The sequence below is a fragment of the Mycobacterium sp. genome (genome assembly GCF_035314665.1).
Lineage (GTDB): Bacteria > Actinomycetota > Actinomycetes > Mycobacteriales > Mycobacteriaceae > Mycobacterium.
Genome location: NZ_DATFZD010000179.1, coordinates 20,175 through 35,887 on the forward strand (window position 1 = coordinate 20,175; position 15,713 = coordinate 35,887).

A 15,713-nucleotide genomic window follows, 5' to 3' on the forward strand; every position below is an offset into this window, starting at 1 on the left:
GGGCAGTTTATCGCTGCCCGCGGCGGTCGAGGTGCTCTCGACGGTGTGCTCAGCAGAATCTACCCAACCCTCCAATGGCGCCGCGGTCGGCGGACTGGACGCCGACGTCTTCGGCGCGACCCGGCGGCAAATCCCACGCGGATCCTCGATGAGGACCCCGCGTCTCGCCACCCATCCCCAGCCCGAGTTGTCGTGGGCCAACAAAAGCCTGACCCATCTTCATGGGTTGACGACGGTGTCGCACCTCACCCCGGCCCCTAGCGTTGTCGCCCATCACCCGATCCGCTGCCATCGAGGAGCACACATGAACCTACGGGCACTGCCCGAGTTGCGGGCGGTGACGGATCCCGAGGGCCCTGCCGTCGCCGATGACAACGTCAGCCTGACCAACGGCCAGTTCTTGGAGGCGGTGCGCCGGGCCGGGGCATCACTTCGCCGATTTGGTGTATCGCGCGGTGATGTGGTGGGGATCATGCTGCCCAATACGGCCGCCTTTGTGGTGTCGCTGTTCGCGGCGTGGCGCGTGGGTGCGGCGGTCACGCCGATCAATCCCTCGCTGCGACCCGCAGAAGTGCAGTATCAGCTTGCCGACGCCGCCGCCACAGTGGTGATCGTCGACACTTTGCCCGAGTTCGACACCGGTGGGCGGCAGGTGGTGATCGCCAGCGACTTGACAGCGCAACCCGCCTACGGGGTGTTGTACCCGACGCACCTTGACGAGGACGCGCTGGCGCTGCTGATCTACACGAGCGGGACTACGGGCCGGCCCAAGGGTGTGATGCTCGACCACGCCAACCTGACCGCGATGTGTCGCGCCGTGATCGACGCGTTGGAAATCAGCGCCGCCGACCACAGCCTGCTGATCCTGCCGCTGTTCCACGTCAACGGGATCGTTATCGGGACCCTGTCGCCCTTGCTGGCCGGCGGGCGTATGACTATCGCCGGCCGGTTCAGCCCGAAGACGTTCTTCTCCCATGTTGAGCAGAGCGGTGCCACTTATTTCTCCGCTGTCCCAACGATTTACACGATGCTATGTGGTCTGCCAGCCGAGGTAGCGCCCGACACCTCGTCGGTCCGGTTCGCCATCTGCGGCGCCGCGCCCGCCAGCGTCGAGCTGCTCGAGCAGTTTCAATCGCGTTACGGCATCCCGATTATCGAGGGCTACGGCCTTTCGGAGGGAACCTGCGCCAGCACTATCAATCCGCTGGACGGCCCACGTAAGGCCGGGACGGTGGGACTGCCACTGCCCGGTCAGACAATTCGGCTGGTGGACGCCAGCGGTGAGCCGGTGGCGGACGGTGAAGCTGGCGAGGTCGTGATCAAAGGCCCCAACGTCATGCGCGGCTACCTCAACCGTCCCGAGGAGACCGCGAACACGATTGTCGACGGCTGGTTGCACACCGGCGACGTTGGGCGCTTCGACGAGGACGGCTATCTGGTCCTGGTCGACCGGGCGAAGGACATGATCATCCGCGGCGGGGAGAACATCTATCCCCGCGAGATCGAAGCCGTGGTGCACCAGCTGCCGCAGATCGCCGACGCCGCGGTCGTCGGCCGGCCCAATCCGGTCTACGGCGAAGAGCCGGTGCTGTTCGTCTCGCTGCATCCCGGCAAGCAACTCGAAGTCGACCTGATCCGCGAGCACCTAACCGAGTCGTTGTCGAAATACAAACTGCCCGTTGAGATCACGATCCTCGACGAGCTGCCGAAAAATGCCGTCGGAAAGCTCGACAAACGCAGTTTGCGGCAACGGCTCGCCATAACCGACTGAACCCAACCACAACAACCATCCACCACCCACCCAACACACATATAGGAGAGCAGAAATGAGCTTCACCAAACCCGAATTCCCCGACGTGGATCCGGACACCTTCCTACAAAAGCCGCTGATGGAGCGGATGCGCATCCTGGCGCTGAACTGGGCCGAGAACGGTTTCGGATCGCCACGGATAATTCACGTCATCTACATCGCCAAGTTGGTGTTGTTCTACGCCCTGGGCGCGATTGTGGCAGCCACGCTGACGTCGGGGCTGCCCGCGTTCTGGCATGTCTCACAGTGGTGGAACCAGCCGATCGTGTACGAGAAGGCCATCTTGTGGACGGTGCTGCTCGAGCTCTTGAACGTGGCCGGATCGTGGGGTCCGCTGGCCGGCAAGGTCAAGCCGATGACCGGGGGCGTCCTGTTCTGGGCACGCCCGGGCACCATCCGGCTACGGCCGTGGAAGTGGGTGCCCTTCACCGCCGGTGACCGGCGCACCCGTTTCGACGTCGCACTGTATGTCACGCTGCTCGCGAGCGTCGCGGTTGCGCTGTTTTCGCCCGGCGTGCACAGTGATTCGCTGTCGGCGGTGATGCCGGCCAACACCTCCGGTTTGGTCAACCCGGCGCTGCTCATCGCGCCGATCGTGCTGTTGGTGCTGATGGGCCTGCGTGACAAGACGGTGTTCCTGGGCGCACGCGGCGAGCAGTACCTGCCGGCGCTGATCATCTTTGCGGCGTTCCCGTTCAGCGACATGATCATCGCGCTCAAGCTGCTGATCGTGGCGGTCTGGGTCGGCGCCGGGGTGTCGAAGTTCGGCAAGCACTTCGCCAACGTCATCCCGCCGATGGTCAGCAACAGCCCGTCGGTTCCGTTCAAGTGGGTCAAGAGGGCGCACTACCGCGACTTCCCCCGCGACCTGCGCCCGTCTCGGGTGGCCGACCTGATGGCCCACGTCGCCGGCACCACCGTCGAAATCATCGCCCCGCTGACCCTGCTGTTCTCGCCGTGGCCGTGGCTCACGATGCCTGCTGCGCTGCTGATGGTGGCGTTCCATCTGTTCATCGTCTCGACGTTCCCGATCGCGGTGCCGTTGGAGTGGAACGTGCTGTTCGCCTACGCGACGGTGTTTTTGTTCCTTGGCTTTCCGGCCTGGCGCGGCTTCGCGGTGACGGACATGTCCTCGCCGTGGCTGACCGTGGCGGTGGTGGCTGCGCTGCTGTTCTTCCCGATCCTGGGCAACTTCCGTCCCGACAAAGTGTCGTTCTTGCCCTCGATGCGCCAGTACGCCGGCAACTGGGCCTCGGCGGTGTGGGCGTTCGCTCCTGGGTCGGAGGCCAAGCTGGACAAGGTCACCCGCTCCGCGAAAAACCAGCTCGACCAGTTCATCGAGTTTGGCTACGAGCCGCAGTGGGCCGAGATCACCCTGCAGTCGACGCTCGCCTGGCGCACCATGCACAGCCAGGGCCGCGGCCTGTTCTCGGTGCTGCTGAACAACCTGCCCGACATCGACACCCGCACAGTTCGCGAGGCGGAGTTCACCTGCAACTCGCTGATCGGGTTCAACTTCGGTGACGGACACCTGCACAACGAAGACCTCATCGCCGCCGTGCAGCAAGAGGTCGGGTTCGAGCCAGGTGAGCTGGTGGTCGCGTGGGTGGAGTCGCAGGGCTGGGGCAGTAAGGTCCAGCACTACAAGGTCATCGACGCCGCGCTCGGCGTGATCGAGCGCGGCACCTGGAAGGTGGCCGACGCTGTCGCTGAGCAGCCCTGGCTGCCCAACGGCCCGATTCCCACCCAGGTCACTTGGGCGGCGCATAAGGCACCGGCGGCGCAGGCCGCGATCCACAACGGGCACGTTCACCAGGAAGGAGTTCTCGCATGAGCACCGCGATCGTTGTGGGGGCCGGGCCTAACGGCCTGGCCGCCGCGGTGACCCTGGCCAAAGCCGGCGTGCAAGTGACCGTGCTAGAGGCAGCCGACGAGATCGGCGGCGGCACCCGCAGCAGCGAGGCGATCCTGCCGGGCCTGCTGCATGACCACTGCTCGGCGATCCATCCGATGGCAGTCGGCTCGCCCTTTCTCACCGGCCTCGGCTTGGATCATTACGGCCTCTCGTGGCGGCTACCCGAAATCGACTGTGTCCATCCGCTCGACGGCGGCAGCGCCGGAGTGCTATATCGCTCGGTCGACCACACCGCGGCCGGCCTGGGTCCCGACGGATCACGGTGGCGCCGGCTGTTCGGCTGGTCGTCGGCGAGGTTCGATGCGCTGTCTGAGGACATCATGGGGCCGCTGCTACGGCTCCCGCACCACCCGATGGTGCTGGCACGCTTCGGTGCCCCGACGGTGCTGCCGGCTTCGGCCCTCGCCAAGTGGTTTCGTACCGCTGAAGCGCGAGCATTGTTCGGAGGTGTTGCCGCACACGCCTTCCGGCCGCTGCACTATCCGATGACCTCGGCGATCGGGCTGGGCATCATCACCGCTGGCCATCGCCACGGCTGGGCAGTGGCGGCCGGCGGTTCGCAGTCGATCACCAACGCGCTGGCATTGCTGCTGGCCGATCTGGGCGGCAAGATCGAGACCGGCACCCGCGTCGAGGCAGCCTCACAACTGCCGTCGGCCGACGTGACGATGTTCGACCTGGCGCCCGACGCCGTCGCCCGGATTGTCGGTGATCGCCTGCCGGCGCGGGCGGCCCGCGCCTACCGGCGCTTCCGGCAGGGCCCGGGGGCGTTCAAGGTCGACTTCGCCGTCGAAGGCGGCGTGCCATGGACCAATGCCGACGCCCGTCGGGCCGGCACCGTGCACGTCGTCGGCTCGTTGGCCGAACTGGCGGCCAACGAACGCGACATTCACGCCGGGCGCATGCCCGAGCGACCGTTCGTGCTGGTCGGCCAGCAGTATCTGGCTGACCCGGGGCGCTCCGTGGGCAACGTTGATCCGGTGTGGACCTATGCCCATGTGCCAAACGGCTACAGCGGTGACGCCACCGCGGCGATCATCGCCCAGATCGAGCGATTTGCACCTGGCTTCCGCGATCGCATCATCGGACACACCGTCCGCGCAACGACGCAAATGGCAACCTATAACAACAATTTCGTCGGCGGCGACATCATGACAGGCGCCAAGGATATCCGCCAACTCACCTTCGGCCCCCGAATCACATTGTCGCCGTATAGCATTGGGCTGCGCGGAATGTACATCTGCTCGGCGGCCACCCCACCCGGTCCCGGTGCGCATGGGATGTGTGGATATAACGCCGCCCAGAGGGCACTCACCGAACTCAACCACTGAACGAACCGCACAACCCCGACATTAGGAAACCCATGAACACCGCCATCGATCCGTCGTTCGATCTATTCAGTCTGACCAAGGAGCATGATGAATTGCGTACGGCGATTCGCGCGTTGACTGAGCGCGACATCGTGCCGTTCGCGGCCGACTGCGACGAGAACGAACGCTTCCCGCAGGAAGCCCTCGATGCGCTCAACCAGCCCGGCTTTAACGCCGTGCACATCCCCGAGGCCTATGGGGGCCAAGGGGCCGATGCCGTGGCCACCTGCATCGTGATCGAAGAGATCGCCCGCGGCTGCTGCTCCTCGTCATTGATCCCGGCGGTGAACAAGCTTGGCACCATGGGGCTGATTCTTTCCGGCGCCGAGGACCTCAAACAGCAGGTGCTCCCCGACATTGCGAACGGCGCGATGGCCTCCTACGCGCTGTCCGAGCGGGAGGCCGGATCGGACACCGCCAGCATGCGAACCCGCGCCCGCGCCGACGGCGAGGACTGGATCCTCAACGGCACCAAGTGCTGGATCACCAACGGCGGCAAGTCCACTTGGTACACCGTGATGGCGGTGACCGACCCCGACAAGGGCGCCAATGGCATATCAGCGTTCATGGTGCACAAAGACGACGAAGGATTCAGCGTCGGCCCGAAAGAACGAAAAATGGGTATCAAAGGGTCACCCACCACCGAGCTGTATTTCGAGAACTGCCACATCCCCGGAGACCGGATCATCGGCGAACCCGGCACCGGCCTGAAGACCGCGCTGAAGACCCTCGACCACACCCGCCCCACGGTCGGCGCACAAGCCGTCGGCGTAGCCCAGGGCGCCTTGGACGCCGCGATCGCATACACCAAAGACCGCAAGCAATTCGGCAAGTCGTTATCGAGTTTCCAGGCCGTCCAATTCGAGCTGGCCGCAATGGCGATGAAGGTCGAGGCCGCAAGGCTGATGGTGTACACCGCCGCGGCCCGGGCCCAGCGCGGCGAGCACGGCCTCAGTTTCATCTCGGCGGCCGCCAAGTGCTTCGCCTCCGACGTAGCCATGGATGTCACCGAGTCAGCGGTCCAGCTGCTGGGCGGCGCCGGATATACCCGCGACTTTCCCGTCGAAAGAATGATGCGGGACGCCAAGATCACCCAAATCTACGAGGGCACCAACCAGATTCAGCACATCGTGATGTCCCGCGCGCTGCTGGCCACGTGATCAATCAAGATCGGTGGCGCCCGACGCGACGGTCGACGCGGACGCGGTCCGCGCCCAACTGCGGCGCCAGGTCGAGTCGAACCGCATCGGCAAACTACGCGGTACCCGCGGCCGATACAGGCGCTTACCGAGCTACACAAACTGCGAGGAGGCCCTGACCATTGCCGAGCTGACAGCATGTGGGCGAACGGTTGGATCTCCCACAGGGTCGCACTGATCGGCGATACTGTGAGGTTAGGAGTCAATCAACCGGAGGTGAACAGCCTCCAGCGCCGAGGACAGTGACCGTCGATGGCCGACGTTGATCCGCTTGCGACAGAGCGGAGTCTCCTTGCGGACATACCCGCCGAAATGCGTGAGGCGGGATTTGAGGATATCGAGGAGATCGGGCACGGCGGCTTTGGCGTCGTGTACCGCTGCGCTCAGCCGGAGTTGGACCGCGCCGTTGCCGTCAAGGTTTTGACGTCCGATCTTGACCCGGGCAATCTCGACCGGTTCCTGCGTGAGCAGCGTGCGATGGGCCGCCTGTCCGGGCACCCGCACATCACGAATATCTTCCAGGTCGGCGTGATGGCCAGCGGCCGGCCGTTCATCGTGATGCAGTATCACGCAAAGGATTCGCTCGAGGCGCTGATCCGCCGGCACGGGCCCCTTGACTGGTGCGAGACGATCAGCATCGGCGTGAAGTTGGCGGGGGCGCTCGAAGCTGCGCATCGGGCGGGCACCTTGCATCGTGACGTTAAGCCCGGGAACATCTTGCTGACCGACTACGGTGAACCCCAACTGACTGATTTCGGAATCGCCAGGATTGCGGGGGGTTTCGAGACGGCGACGGGGGTTATAACTGGTTCACCGGCGTTCACCGCGCCTGAGGTGCTTGGGGGCGCATCGCCGTCGCCGGCGTCGGATGTGTATTCGCTGGGCGCGACGCTGTTTTGTGCGCTGACCGGCCACGCCGCGTTTGAGCGCCGCGCTGGTGAGCAGGTGGTCGCTCAGTTCGTGCGGATTACTTCGCAGCCGATCCCAGACCTGCGAATGCAGGGGTTGTCGGATGACGTGGCCGCGGTCATCGAACGGGCCATGGCTACTGACCCGGCGGATCGTCCGGCGACCGCGGCCGAGTTCGGCGACGAGCTTCGGGAGATGCAGCGCCGCAGCGGCGTCCCTGTCGACGAAATGGCCCGTCCCGTCGAGCTGGGTGTGGAGCGCCGCAGAAGCACTGTGCCGCAATCTATTCATCGAGACAGCCCCGCGCCGACGGCGCCGCCGACACCCGCGACGAAGTACCGTCCGCCGCTTCCTATGAGGTCACTGGTGACCCGCGGCCGACTCACCGAGGTCCTTCGTGCGGGCGGACGGCGACGGGTGATCCTCATCCACGCGCCGTCGGGGTTCGGCAAGAGCACATTGGCGGCGCAGTGGCGTGAGGAACTGTTGCGCGCCGGCGTCGTAGTCGCCTGGCTGACGGTCGACGGCGACGACAACAACGCGGTGTGGTTTCTGGCCCATCTGCTCGAGTCGATCCGGCGGGTGCGTCCAGCTCTCGCCGAGTCGTTGCGCCAGGTGCTGGACGAGCACGGCGATGACGGGAGTCGGTACGTGTTGACGTCGCTGATCGAGGAGATCCACGAACAAGACGATCGGACCGCGGTGGTGGTCGACGACTGGCACCGCGTGTCGGACGCCGAAACGACTGCCGCTCTGGGTTTTCTGCTGGAAAACGGATGCCATCACTTGCAGGTGATCGTGACCAGCCAGTCCTCCGCGGGACTACCGCTGGGCAGATTGCGGATGCGTGACGAGTTGATCGAGATCGATGCTGGTGCGTTGCGTTTCCACACCGATGAGGCGATGTCGTTCCTCAACGATGTGGGGGGCCTGCAGCTGTCGCGTGGCGACGCGGAGGCATTGACGGCGTCGACCGACGGGTGGGCCGCGGCCCTGCAGCTAGCGGCGTTGTCGCTGCGCGGCGGCGGCGATGCGACCAGCCTCCTGGGCCGACTGTCCGGCGCCAGCGACGTGGTCAGCGATTTCCTGGCGGAGAATGTGCTGGACACCCTCGAACCCGAGTTGCGCGAGTTCCTCCTGGTGACAGCAATCACCGAGCGCACCTGCGGCGCGCTGGCGTCGGCGTTGGCGGGGGTGACTCGCGGCCAGGCGATGCTAGAAGAGGTCGCCCAGCGCGGCCTGTTCCTGCAGCGGATCGACGATGACCCTGATTGGTTCCGCTTCCACCATTTGTTCGCCGAGTTTCTGCGCTGCCGTCTGGTACGTGACCGGCCCGACCGGGTGGAACAACTCCACCGGACCGCGTCGGCGTGGTTCGCCAAACACGGCCACCTCAACGAAGCTGTCGATCATGCGCTGGCCGCGGGGGATCCCGGCCACGCGGTGGAACTTGTCGAGCAAGACGAGACGAATCTGCTTGAGCAATCGAAGATGACGACGCTGCTCGGGATTGTGGCGAAGCTGCCACCGCGGCTGGTGGTATCGCGAGTTCGGCTGCAACTCGTCATTGCCTGGGCGAATATCCTTCTGCAACGGTCGGCTCTGACCGACGCGGCGCTGAACCGCTTCGAGGCGGCCCTGGGTCGCGCGGGCCTGCCCGATGCGACGCGGGCAGATCTGCGCGCTGAGGCGGACGTGGTGCGCGCGGTCGCCGAAGTCTTCGCCGATCGGATCGGGGGCGTGGACGATCTCGTGGCCGAGGCGATGTCGAGACCGGACACCCTGCATCCGTGGGTGCCCGGAGTCGCCGGCAATGCCGCCGCCTTCGCCGCGATCTACCGCTTCGACTTTGACGCCGCGCACAGGTTGCTGAATTGGGCCGCTCCCTACCAGGAGGTAATGGGACCGTTTGCCACAGTCTATGGCCGTTGCTTGGGCGGCATTGCCGCCCGATATCAGCTCGACATCCCCGCCGCCCTGACAAACTTCCAAGACGCATTCGAAATCGCCACTAGAGTCGGACCGCACTCGCACGCGGCGCGGCTTGCGGGTGCGCTTCTCGGGGAATTGCTCTATGAGACTGGTGATCTCGCCGGCGCTGCCCGTCTATTGGGTGACAGCGATCTACTCGGAGCCGAGGGCGGCATAGTGGACTTCTTCGGCGCCAGGTATGTGATCGGTGCGCGGATCAAGGCAGCCCAAGGGGATCACGGTGCTGCGGTCGATCGTCTTGCCGCTGGGGCCAAGGTGGCGGACCACCTGCAGCTGCAGCGCCTTGCCGCCGGGATCAACAACGAGCGGATCCGGCTGGGCATCGAGCTGCCGGAGGACGTGGCCGCCGGTTTGCGATCGCCCCGTGCCCCCAGAGGGGACAATGGAATCGCCACCGTGACAGCAGAACTCGACGAGGAGTCCGCAGTCCGCCTGTTATCGGCGAGCGACACTGCCAACGACCGCGAGCAGGCGTGGCGACGGGCCGCCGATCTGGCCGCCGGAATCGACAGCCAGCAGAGACCCCTCGCGGCGTTGCAGGCACAACTGCTCCTCGTCGAAACACTCATAGCGGATGGCCGGGCAGTTGAAGCTCAAAGCGAACTGGCCCCAGCCGCTGCGAAGTGCGCCGAATCAGGCCTGCCACGGCTGCTGGTCGACGCGCGACTCACTTAGTGGCACAAGATGTGCCAGCGGAGGCCCCACGGCCCGTTCGGCGTCACATGTCCATGCCGCCGTTGACAAATGCCACCCGGCCAGCCAACTTGGGTGTTACGCGCGCGTTCGAGGGGAGGGCTCGGTTTCGAGAGTACTTATCGTTGTGTGCGTTTCCTTATCCGGAAGATGATGTCGACGTGTGTCGGGCATCGTTGACCGGAGGACCGCGACAACGCTACTAGTTGCGTTCGATGCTTGACATTGTCGGCAGCAGATGAAGATGAATGGTGCACTTGTCCCGCGGACACAAGTGTCGTCCAATCGACAATGATCACCTCGATCTTTAGTCGCGGGAAGACAATGGCGCCGGCCGGATCCGCGCCTACCGTTCGGGGCGTGACGAATTCCGAAGGCGCAGATGAACTCGCGGCACCGCTGGACCTGTTGTTGACCAGTTCAGCCGTCGGCGTCGCCGAACGCATGATGCCGAACGTGTCGTGGAGCAGGTTCGCGCTGAACTTGGCCAGACAACCAAGAACGCTGGGGTCTCGGGCCAGTTCCCTACTACGAGAACTGGTCTCGATCGCTCAAGGCCATTCCGAGATCGAACCGGCCAAGGGCGACAAGCGCTTCAACGACGCCGCGTGGCAGGGCAATCCATTGCTCAAGCGGTCGACGCAGGCGTACCTTGCGACCGTCAAGACTGTCGACGAGCTTTTTGCGGACGCCAATCTCGACTGGCGTGACGCAGAGCGGATTCGGTTTGTTTTGGACGGCATCACCGAGGGGTTGGCGCCCAGTAATAACCCGCTGCTGAGCCCGCTGGGCTGGAAGGCATTGATCGACACCGGCGGACTCAGCGCGGTGCGCGGACTGCGCCACTTCGTCGGCGACATGATGTCTGCACCGAGGGTCCCCTCGATGGTCGACCGCGAAGCGTTCACACTGGGCGAGGACATCGCCACCTCCGAGGGTTCGGTGGTGTTTCGATCCGAAGTGTTCGAGCTGATTCAGTACACGCCGCTGACAGAGAAAGTATCCTCGGTACCTTTGCTTATGGTCCCGCCGGTGATCAACAAGTTCTACGTCATGGACATCGCGCCGGGCCGCAGCATGGTCGAGTATTTCCTGCGCCAAGGGCTGCAGGTTTTCGCGATCTCGTGGCGCAATCCGACTGCGGAGCATCGCAATTGGGGATTCGATACTTACGGCCAAGCTATCGTCGACGCGTTGGAAGCGGTGGAGAAGATCACTCAATCCGCCAGAACTCACGTGCAAGCGTCGTGTTCAGGGGGGATCCTCGCGGCGATGACCGCGGCGCATCTCGCCGCGACCGGCCAGGGCGACCGGCTGGCCAGCTTGACGTTGATGGTGACCGTTCTCGATCAGCGCAAAGCCGGTTTCGCGGCTGCGGCGATCGACGAGCACGCCGCGAACATCGCGGTCGGGCTATCGGCAACAAAGGGCTACATGGACGGCCGCTCGCTGGCTGAGGTGTTCGCCTGGTTGCGCCCGACTGACTTGGTGTGGCGTTACTGGGTGAACAACTATGTCGAGGGCAAGTCGCCTGCCGCATTCGACGTGCTGTTCTGGAACGCGGACACCACCCGCATGGCGGCCGCATTGCATCGCGACTTGGTGATGCTGGGCCTTCACAACGCGTTGGCCACCCCGGGCGCGGTGACCATGTTGGGCACTCCCGTGGACCTGCACGAGTTGACCGTGGACACCTATGTGGTCGCAGGCATCTCCGACCACATCTCGCCTTGGCAAGCCTGTTACCGGAGTGCCCGGCTGTTGGGCAGCAACGATCTGCGCTTCGTGCTGTCGTCCAGCGGGCATATCGCCGCACTGGTCAACCCACCCGGCAACCCCAAGGCGTCTTATCGTGTCGGGGTTGTCGACGATACCGATCCCGCGGCCTGGGCCCAAGAAGTCGACAAGCACGCGGATTCGTGGTGGCCTGACTATGTCGACTGGCTGGGACAACGCGACCACGAAGTGATCGCTGCACCCGACGCGCCCGGCGGCTCGTGCATGCCGCCGATCGAGCCCGCGCCGGGCACCTACGTGCTCGACAAGTGACCGTGCTTTGCGAGATCGAGCCTACGTGGTACGCAGACGTGATCGTGTGGTCGCGATGGTCGCGGCGCAGGATGAGAAGGCCCGCGAGCAACACCTTGTTTCGGTGCTGGGACAACAGATTCGCGTGGACATCCGGCGTGGCCAGGGCGTGCCGCTAGTCTTGTGCAACGGCATCGGCGCGAGCTTGGAAGTGCTCGACTCGTTCGTCGCGGAGCTGTGCCCACAGACCACGGTGGTGCGGTTGGACGTGCCTGGCACCGGTGGTTCGCCGGACTCCGCGCTGCCGTACGGATTCCCGTATCTGGCCGTGATTTTGGGTCGACTGCTGAAGAAGCTGGGGTTTCGGGGCGCGCCGCTCGACATCCTCGGTTTTTCGTGGGGCGGGGCGCTGGCCCAGCAGTTCGCCTTCCAGAACCCACTCCAGTGCAGGCGTTTGATACTCGTGTCGACCGGGACAGGTGTCATCATGGTGCCCGGTCGGCCGGCGGTGCTCGCGAAGATGCTCACTCCTCGCCGATTTCTCGACCACGAATATGCAGCCTCTATCGCCGGCGACCTGTACGGCGGTACGGTCCGCACTGATCCCTCGATCGTGAAGCGGCTGTTCGATCGGCAGTTGATGGCCGGCTCGCGGATTGGGTACATGCATCAGCTGTTGGCGGGGTCGGTGTGGACGAGCATCTTCGCGTTGCCGGCGATCCGGCAACGAACGCTGGTGATTGCCGGTCTCGATGATCCCGTCGTCCCGCTCGTCAATGCGCGCATCATGAGTCGGCTATTGCCACATTCGACCCTGCACTTGCACGCCGGCGGCCATATCGACGTGACCACCAACGCGGCCGAACTCGCGCCCGTGATCGAGAAGTTCCGTAGTCGCGATTGAGAAGACGACGGAATCCCAAATTCGGTGAGACATTGCGATGTCGGAGCAGGTCAACGTGACAAAACATGGCATAGGGACTAAGAACCCACAGCGGTTGTTGCGGCGGCGGACGGCTATCGGAGCGCCAGACCGCCCGCCCGCGCAGAGACAACGTCGCGAGCCGTGGAGTTTTCAACATCGATCGACGCCGTGCGGGTCGTGGGGATCGCGAACAGCTAATCGGAGGGCCGCAGCCGGAATCAAAGCTGGATTATGCAAATTCCAACTACATGCGGTGTGCTCGCAGTCTAGTCGAGATGACTACCTTTGCCGGGGAAACACCGCGCGCGGTCGGAGTGGATCTGTGACGATAGCGGGAAGTACGACGACGTCAATGTAGTGTCGCGCGACGGCGATGTCTTCGGTACCCGGAATGATGCCGAGCAGCAGGCTCAGTGCGGTCGCAATGAGGTACTGGGTCACATCGTGGCCGCCGATGTCGCGCCTGAAATGCTTCCCGTCATCCTCGCGCAGCGCGGCCTCTATTAGCGGTTCGGCCGGAGAACTGATGACAGCTTTCGGTGGCGCCGAGCTGGTTCGACGCATGTACAGCGCATTCAGCGAGTCTGATCACGCGACACTTCGCACGAGCCAACAAGATCGGGCTCAATCGCTCCACCAAGCTGATATTTCTGGCCTTTTCCCGGCGGTACGCGCTCGGCGCAGTTTGCAGCGAATGATGTTGCTGCACAACTCATCGACTCCGCATCCAACAACTCACGCTGATCATCAGACCGACCCTGCACCCACCAATCATCCCGAAAACGCCAGGCCAAACCCATCCGCCACGCGGGATTAATTCAGCAGACTCCTAGGTCTGCTTGAGCGCTTCGATGTCCAACGTGACGGCGACCTTGTCGCCCAGCACAACGCCGCCGGTTTCTAAGGGCATATTGATGTCGATTCCGAAGTCCTTGCGGTTCAGTACAACTGACGCTTGAAACCCGGCGACCGCGCCGCGGCCCATGCCGGGATTGGTTCCGTTGAACTCCATGGCCATACTGATCGGCTTGGTGACGCCTTTGAGGGTGAACTCACCTTCGAGGACGTAGCCGCCGCCGTCCGCCCACACGCCGGTCGAGACAAAGGTTGCGGTCGGGTAGTGCTCGACGTCGAAGAACATTGCCGATTTCAGATGGGCATCACGTTCATCGTTGCCAGTGCTGACCGATTCGATAGCGATCTCCGCGGACACCGACGGCGTGCCGTCGTTCGGAACGATGATTGCACCGCTGAATGCGCCGAGGCTGCCCCGCACCTTGGCGACCATGAGATGGCGCGCCGAGAAGCTGATCGATGAATGAGCCGGGTCGATGGCCCACGTGCCAGCGGGCAGTTCGGTGTGTGCGACTTGGCTTTTCGCCTTTCCCGGCACGGGGTGACGGACGGGCTCCCGGATGGCGTGCAGCCCGGTCAAGGGTCCATCCACCTGCATCAGCCGGCCCATTCGAAGGGGGCCGAGGTCGACGGGTGCGAACCCGAAGTCATCGACGACAGAGCGGAACAACTCTTTCGAGTCCTGATCGTCGCCGGCGTAGAAGAGGATCCGGCGGCCGATGTCGGTCGTGGGCTCGGCCGCAATGTTAGGGGCGTACATGTTGTCGAACGCCTTGATGACGTGTGTCCCGGGGGTCAGTGCGGCCACCAGTTCGCTGCCACCTACCTCGAGTTCGTCGACGATGAAATCAGGAGGCGGTGCTGCCCACTGGTTCGTGGCGTCGATCAATATTCGCCCCTCGCGGTAGGGGAGACTGGTCAGCGCATCGCGGACCCGGTCCCAATTGACGGTCAGTATCACGAGATCCGCGGCAGCGGCCTCGGCCACGGTGCCGGCCGAGGCTTGCGGGCCTAACTCGTCCACCAGGTCACCGAGCGTCTCGGGGCCGCGGCTGTTGCTGAAGACGACGGTGTGGCCGGCCTTGATGGCGTGGCCGGCGATGGCACGGGACAGTCTTCCGGCACCGATCATTCCGAACTTCATGCTGGTCCTTTCAATCAAATTGTTGATGCTTCAACCAAAGTTAGTCCGTGAAAGTTGAAGCGTCAACTAATGAGGTCTAAGGTGAGACCCGTGAATCTGACCCCGGCACGTGATGCGCGACGAGAACCGTGGCTCGACGACGACCAACAACAGGCGTGGCGTCAGATCGTGGGGTTATTCATGACGCTGCCCGGCGCAATTGACAGCGATTTGCAACGCCACGCCGGGCTCTCGATGTACGAATACTTGGTTCTGGCGTCGCTGTCGGAAGCCCCCGGCGGTTTGCTGCAGATGACCGATCTCGCCTACCGGGCGAACTCATCGCTATCCCGACTGTCGCATCTGATCTCTCGATTAGAGAAGCGAGGATGGGTCACCAAGCGGCCCTGCGAGGACGACCGAAGAGCAAGCACCGTCACGCTCACCGCTCCCGGCGAAAAGAAGATCCGTAGCGCGGCTCTTGGTCACGCGCAACTAGTGCAGGAGCTGGTCGTTAAGCCGTTGAGTCCGGCGCAGCTTCAACAGCTCGGCAAGGCCGCCGGCGCGGTCGTCCAAGCCATCGAGACCTCCAACCGCAGCCGGAAAGTAGACGCGCGGTAGGCAGACCGTCAGTCGATGGGAAATCCCAGCGACGCCACCAGCGCCTTGGTGCGCAGCCGGAGCGCGGTCCCGAGAATCGCCCCGCGCTGGTTATACAGCAATCGGTGGCGCCAGCGCCGAGGCTCGACCTGGGCGAGCAACACGGTGACGTGCCGGCCCTTGTCGATCTCGGATCGCACATATTCGAGCGTCGGCGCGACCAGGCTGCGGTGCGGGCTGTCCAACACCTTGAGCTCCAACCCCGGGTCCCAATCCTCCCACTGCTGGCGCAGC

At 64.1% G+C, this 15,713-nt stretch carries 10 protein-coding genes and 2 pseudogenes; 8 read left to right on the forward strand and 4 right to left on the reverse strand.

Features of this window, described 5'->3' with window-relative positions; genetic code table 11:
* The first annotated feature begins 304 nt into the window (after positions 1–304).
* The 7 genes from VKI00_RS14200 (at position 305) to VKI00_RS14230 (ending at position 12,820) form a co-directional block, all read left to right on the forward strand.
* Positions 305–1,771 (forward strand): class I adenylate-forming enzyme family protein, encoded by a 1,467-nt coding sequence (locus tag VKI00_RS14200; protein ID WP_324438365.1) that lies wholly within the window; start codon positions 305–307, stop codon positions 1,769–1,771.
* A 55-nt stretch (positions 1,772–1,826) separates the two neighbouring features.
* Entirely contained in the window at positions 1,827–3,644 is a 1,818-nt protein-coding gene (locus tag VKI00_RS14205) for a DUF3556 domain-containing protein (RefSeq protein WP_324438350.1), read from the forward strand.
* Positions 3,641–5,056, forward strand: coding sequence for an NAD(P)/FAD-dependent oxidoreductase (locus VKI00_RS14210; RefSeq protein WP_324438352.1), 1,416 nt, complete (start codon positions 3,641–3,643; stop codon positions 5,054–5,056). Before VKI00_RS14205 ends, VKI00_RS14210 begins: the two co-directional genes overlap by 4 nt.
* Before the next feature lie 32 nt (positions 5,057–5,088).
* On the forward strand, positions 5,089–6,255 hold the full coding sequence (locus tag VKI00_RS14215; RefSeq protein ID WP_324438354.1) for an acyl-CoA dehydrogenase family protein: 1,167 nt from the start codon (positions 5,089–5,091) through the stop codon (positions 6,253–6,255).
* Between the two features lie 291 nt (positions 6,256–6,546).
* Positions 6,547–9,870, forward strand: a complete 3,324-nt coding sequence (locus VKI00_RS14220; protein ID WP_324438355.1) for a protein kinase domain-containing protein — start codon at positions 6,547–6,549, stop codon at positions 9,868–9,870.
* A gap of 342 nt (positions 9,871–10,212) precedes the next feature.
* Positions 10,213–11,937: a PHA/PHB synthase family protein gene (locus VKI00_RS14225; protein WP_324438357.1), complete on the forward strand. Its 1,725-nt coding sequence runs from the start codon at positions 10,213–10,215 to the stop codon at positions 11,935–11,937.
* 55 nt (positions 11,938–11,992) lie between these two features.
* Positions 11,993–12,820 carry an alpha/beta fold hydrolase gene (locus VKI00_RS14230; protein WP_324438367.1) on the forward strand — a complete coding sequence of 276 codons (828 nt, stop codon included), beginning with the start codon at positions 11,993–11,995 and terminating at the stop codon, positions 12,818–12,820.
* 300 nt (positions 12,821–13,120) lie between these two features.
* Here the strand turns inward: VKI00_RS14230 and VKI00_RS14235 are convergent, their stop codons facing one another.
* The 3 genes and pseudogenes from VKI00_RS14235 to VKI00_RS14245 form a co-directional block, all read right to left on the reverse strand.
* Positions 13,121–13,405: a hypothetical protein gene (locus VKI00_RS14235; protein ID WP_324438359.1), complete on the reverse strand. Its 285-nt coding sequence runs from the start codon at positions 13,403–13,405 to the stop codon at positions 13,121–13,123.
* Between the two features lie 265 nt (positions 13,406–13,670).
* A complete protein-coding gene (locus tag VKI00_RS14240; protein ID WP_324438369.1) occupies positions 13,671–14,234 on the reverse strand; it encodes a YceI family protein in 564 nt (187 codons plus the stop codon).
* A 339-nt stretch (positions 14,235–14,573) separates the two neighbouring features.
* Positions 14,574–14,840: pseudogene (locus VKI00_RS14245) on the reverse strand (NAD(P)-binding domain-containing protein); the annotation flags it as partial.
* Between the two features lie 90 nt (positions 14,841–14,930).
* On the opposite strand from VKI00_RS14245, the gene VKI00_RS14250 reads away from it, so the two are divergent.
* A complete protein-coding gene (locus VKI00_RS14250) occupies positions 14,931–15,440 on the forward strand; it encodes a MarR family winged helix-turn-helix transcriptional regulator (protein WP_324438361.1) in 510 nt (169 codons plus the stop codon).
* Between the two features lie 8 nt (positions 15,441–15,448).
* On the opposite strand, the pseudogene VKI00_RS14255 reads toward VKI00_RS14250, so the two are convergent.
* A pseudogene (locus VKI00_RS14255) lies at positions 15,449–15,713 on the reverse strand (amino acid permease); the annotation flags it as partial.

Coding starts and splice junctions, on each gene's coding strand:
- VKI00_RS14200 (WP_324438365.1), top strand. CDS start 305: ATGAACCTACGGGCACTGCCCGAGTTGCGGGCGGTGACGGATCCCGAG.
- VKI00_RS14205 (WP_324438350.1), top strand. CDS start 1,827: ATGAGCTTCACCAAACCCGAATTCCCCGACGTGGATCCGGACACCTTC.
- VKI00_RS14210 (WP_324438352.1), top strand. CDS start 3,641: ATGAGCACCGCGATCGTTGTGGGGGCCGGGCCTAACGGCCTGGCCGCC.
- VKI00_RS14215 (WP_324438354.1), top strand. CDS start 5,089: ATGAACACCGCCATCGATCCGTCGTTCGATCTATTCAGTCTGACCAAG.
- VKI00_RS14220 (WP_324438355.1), top strand. CDS start 6,547: ATGGCCGACGTTGATCCGCTTGCGACAGAGCGGAGTCTCCTTGCGGAC.
- VKI00_RS14225 (WP_324438357.1), top strand. CDS start 10,213: ATGGCGCCGGCCGGATCCGCGCCTACCGTTCGGGGCGTGACGAATTCC.
- VKI00_RS14230 (WP_324438367.1), top strand. CDS start 11,993: ATGGTCGCGGCGCAGGATGAGAAGGCCCGCGAGCAACACCTTGTTTCG.
- VKI00_RS14235 (WP_324438359.1), bottom strand. CDS start 13,405: ATGCGTCGAACCAGCTCGGCGCCACCGAAAGCTGTCATCAGTTCTCCG.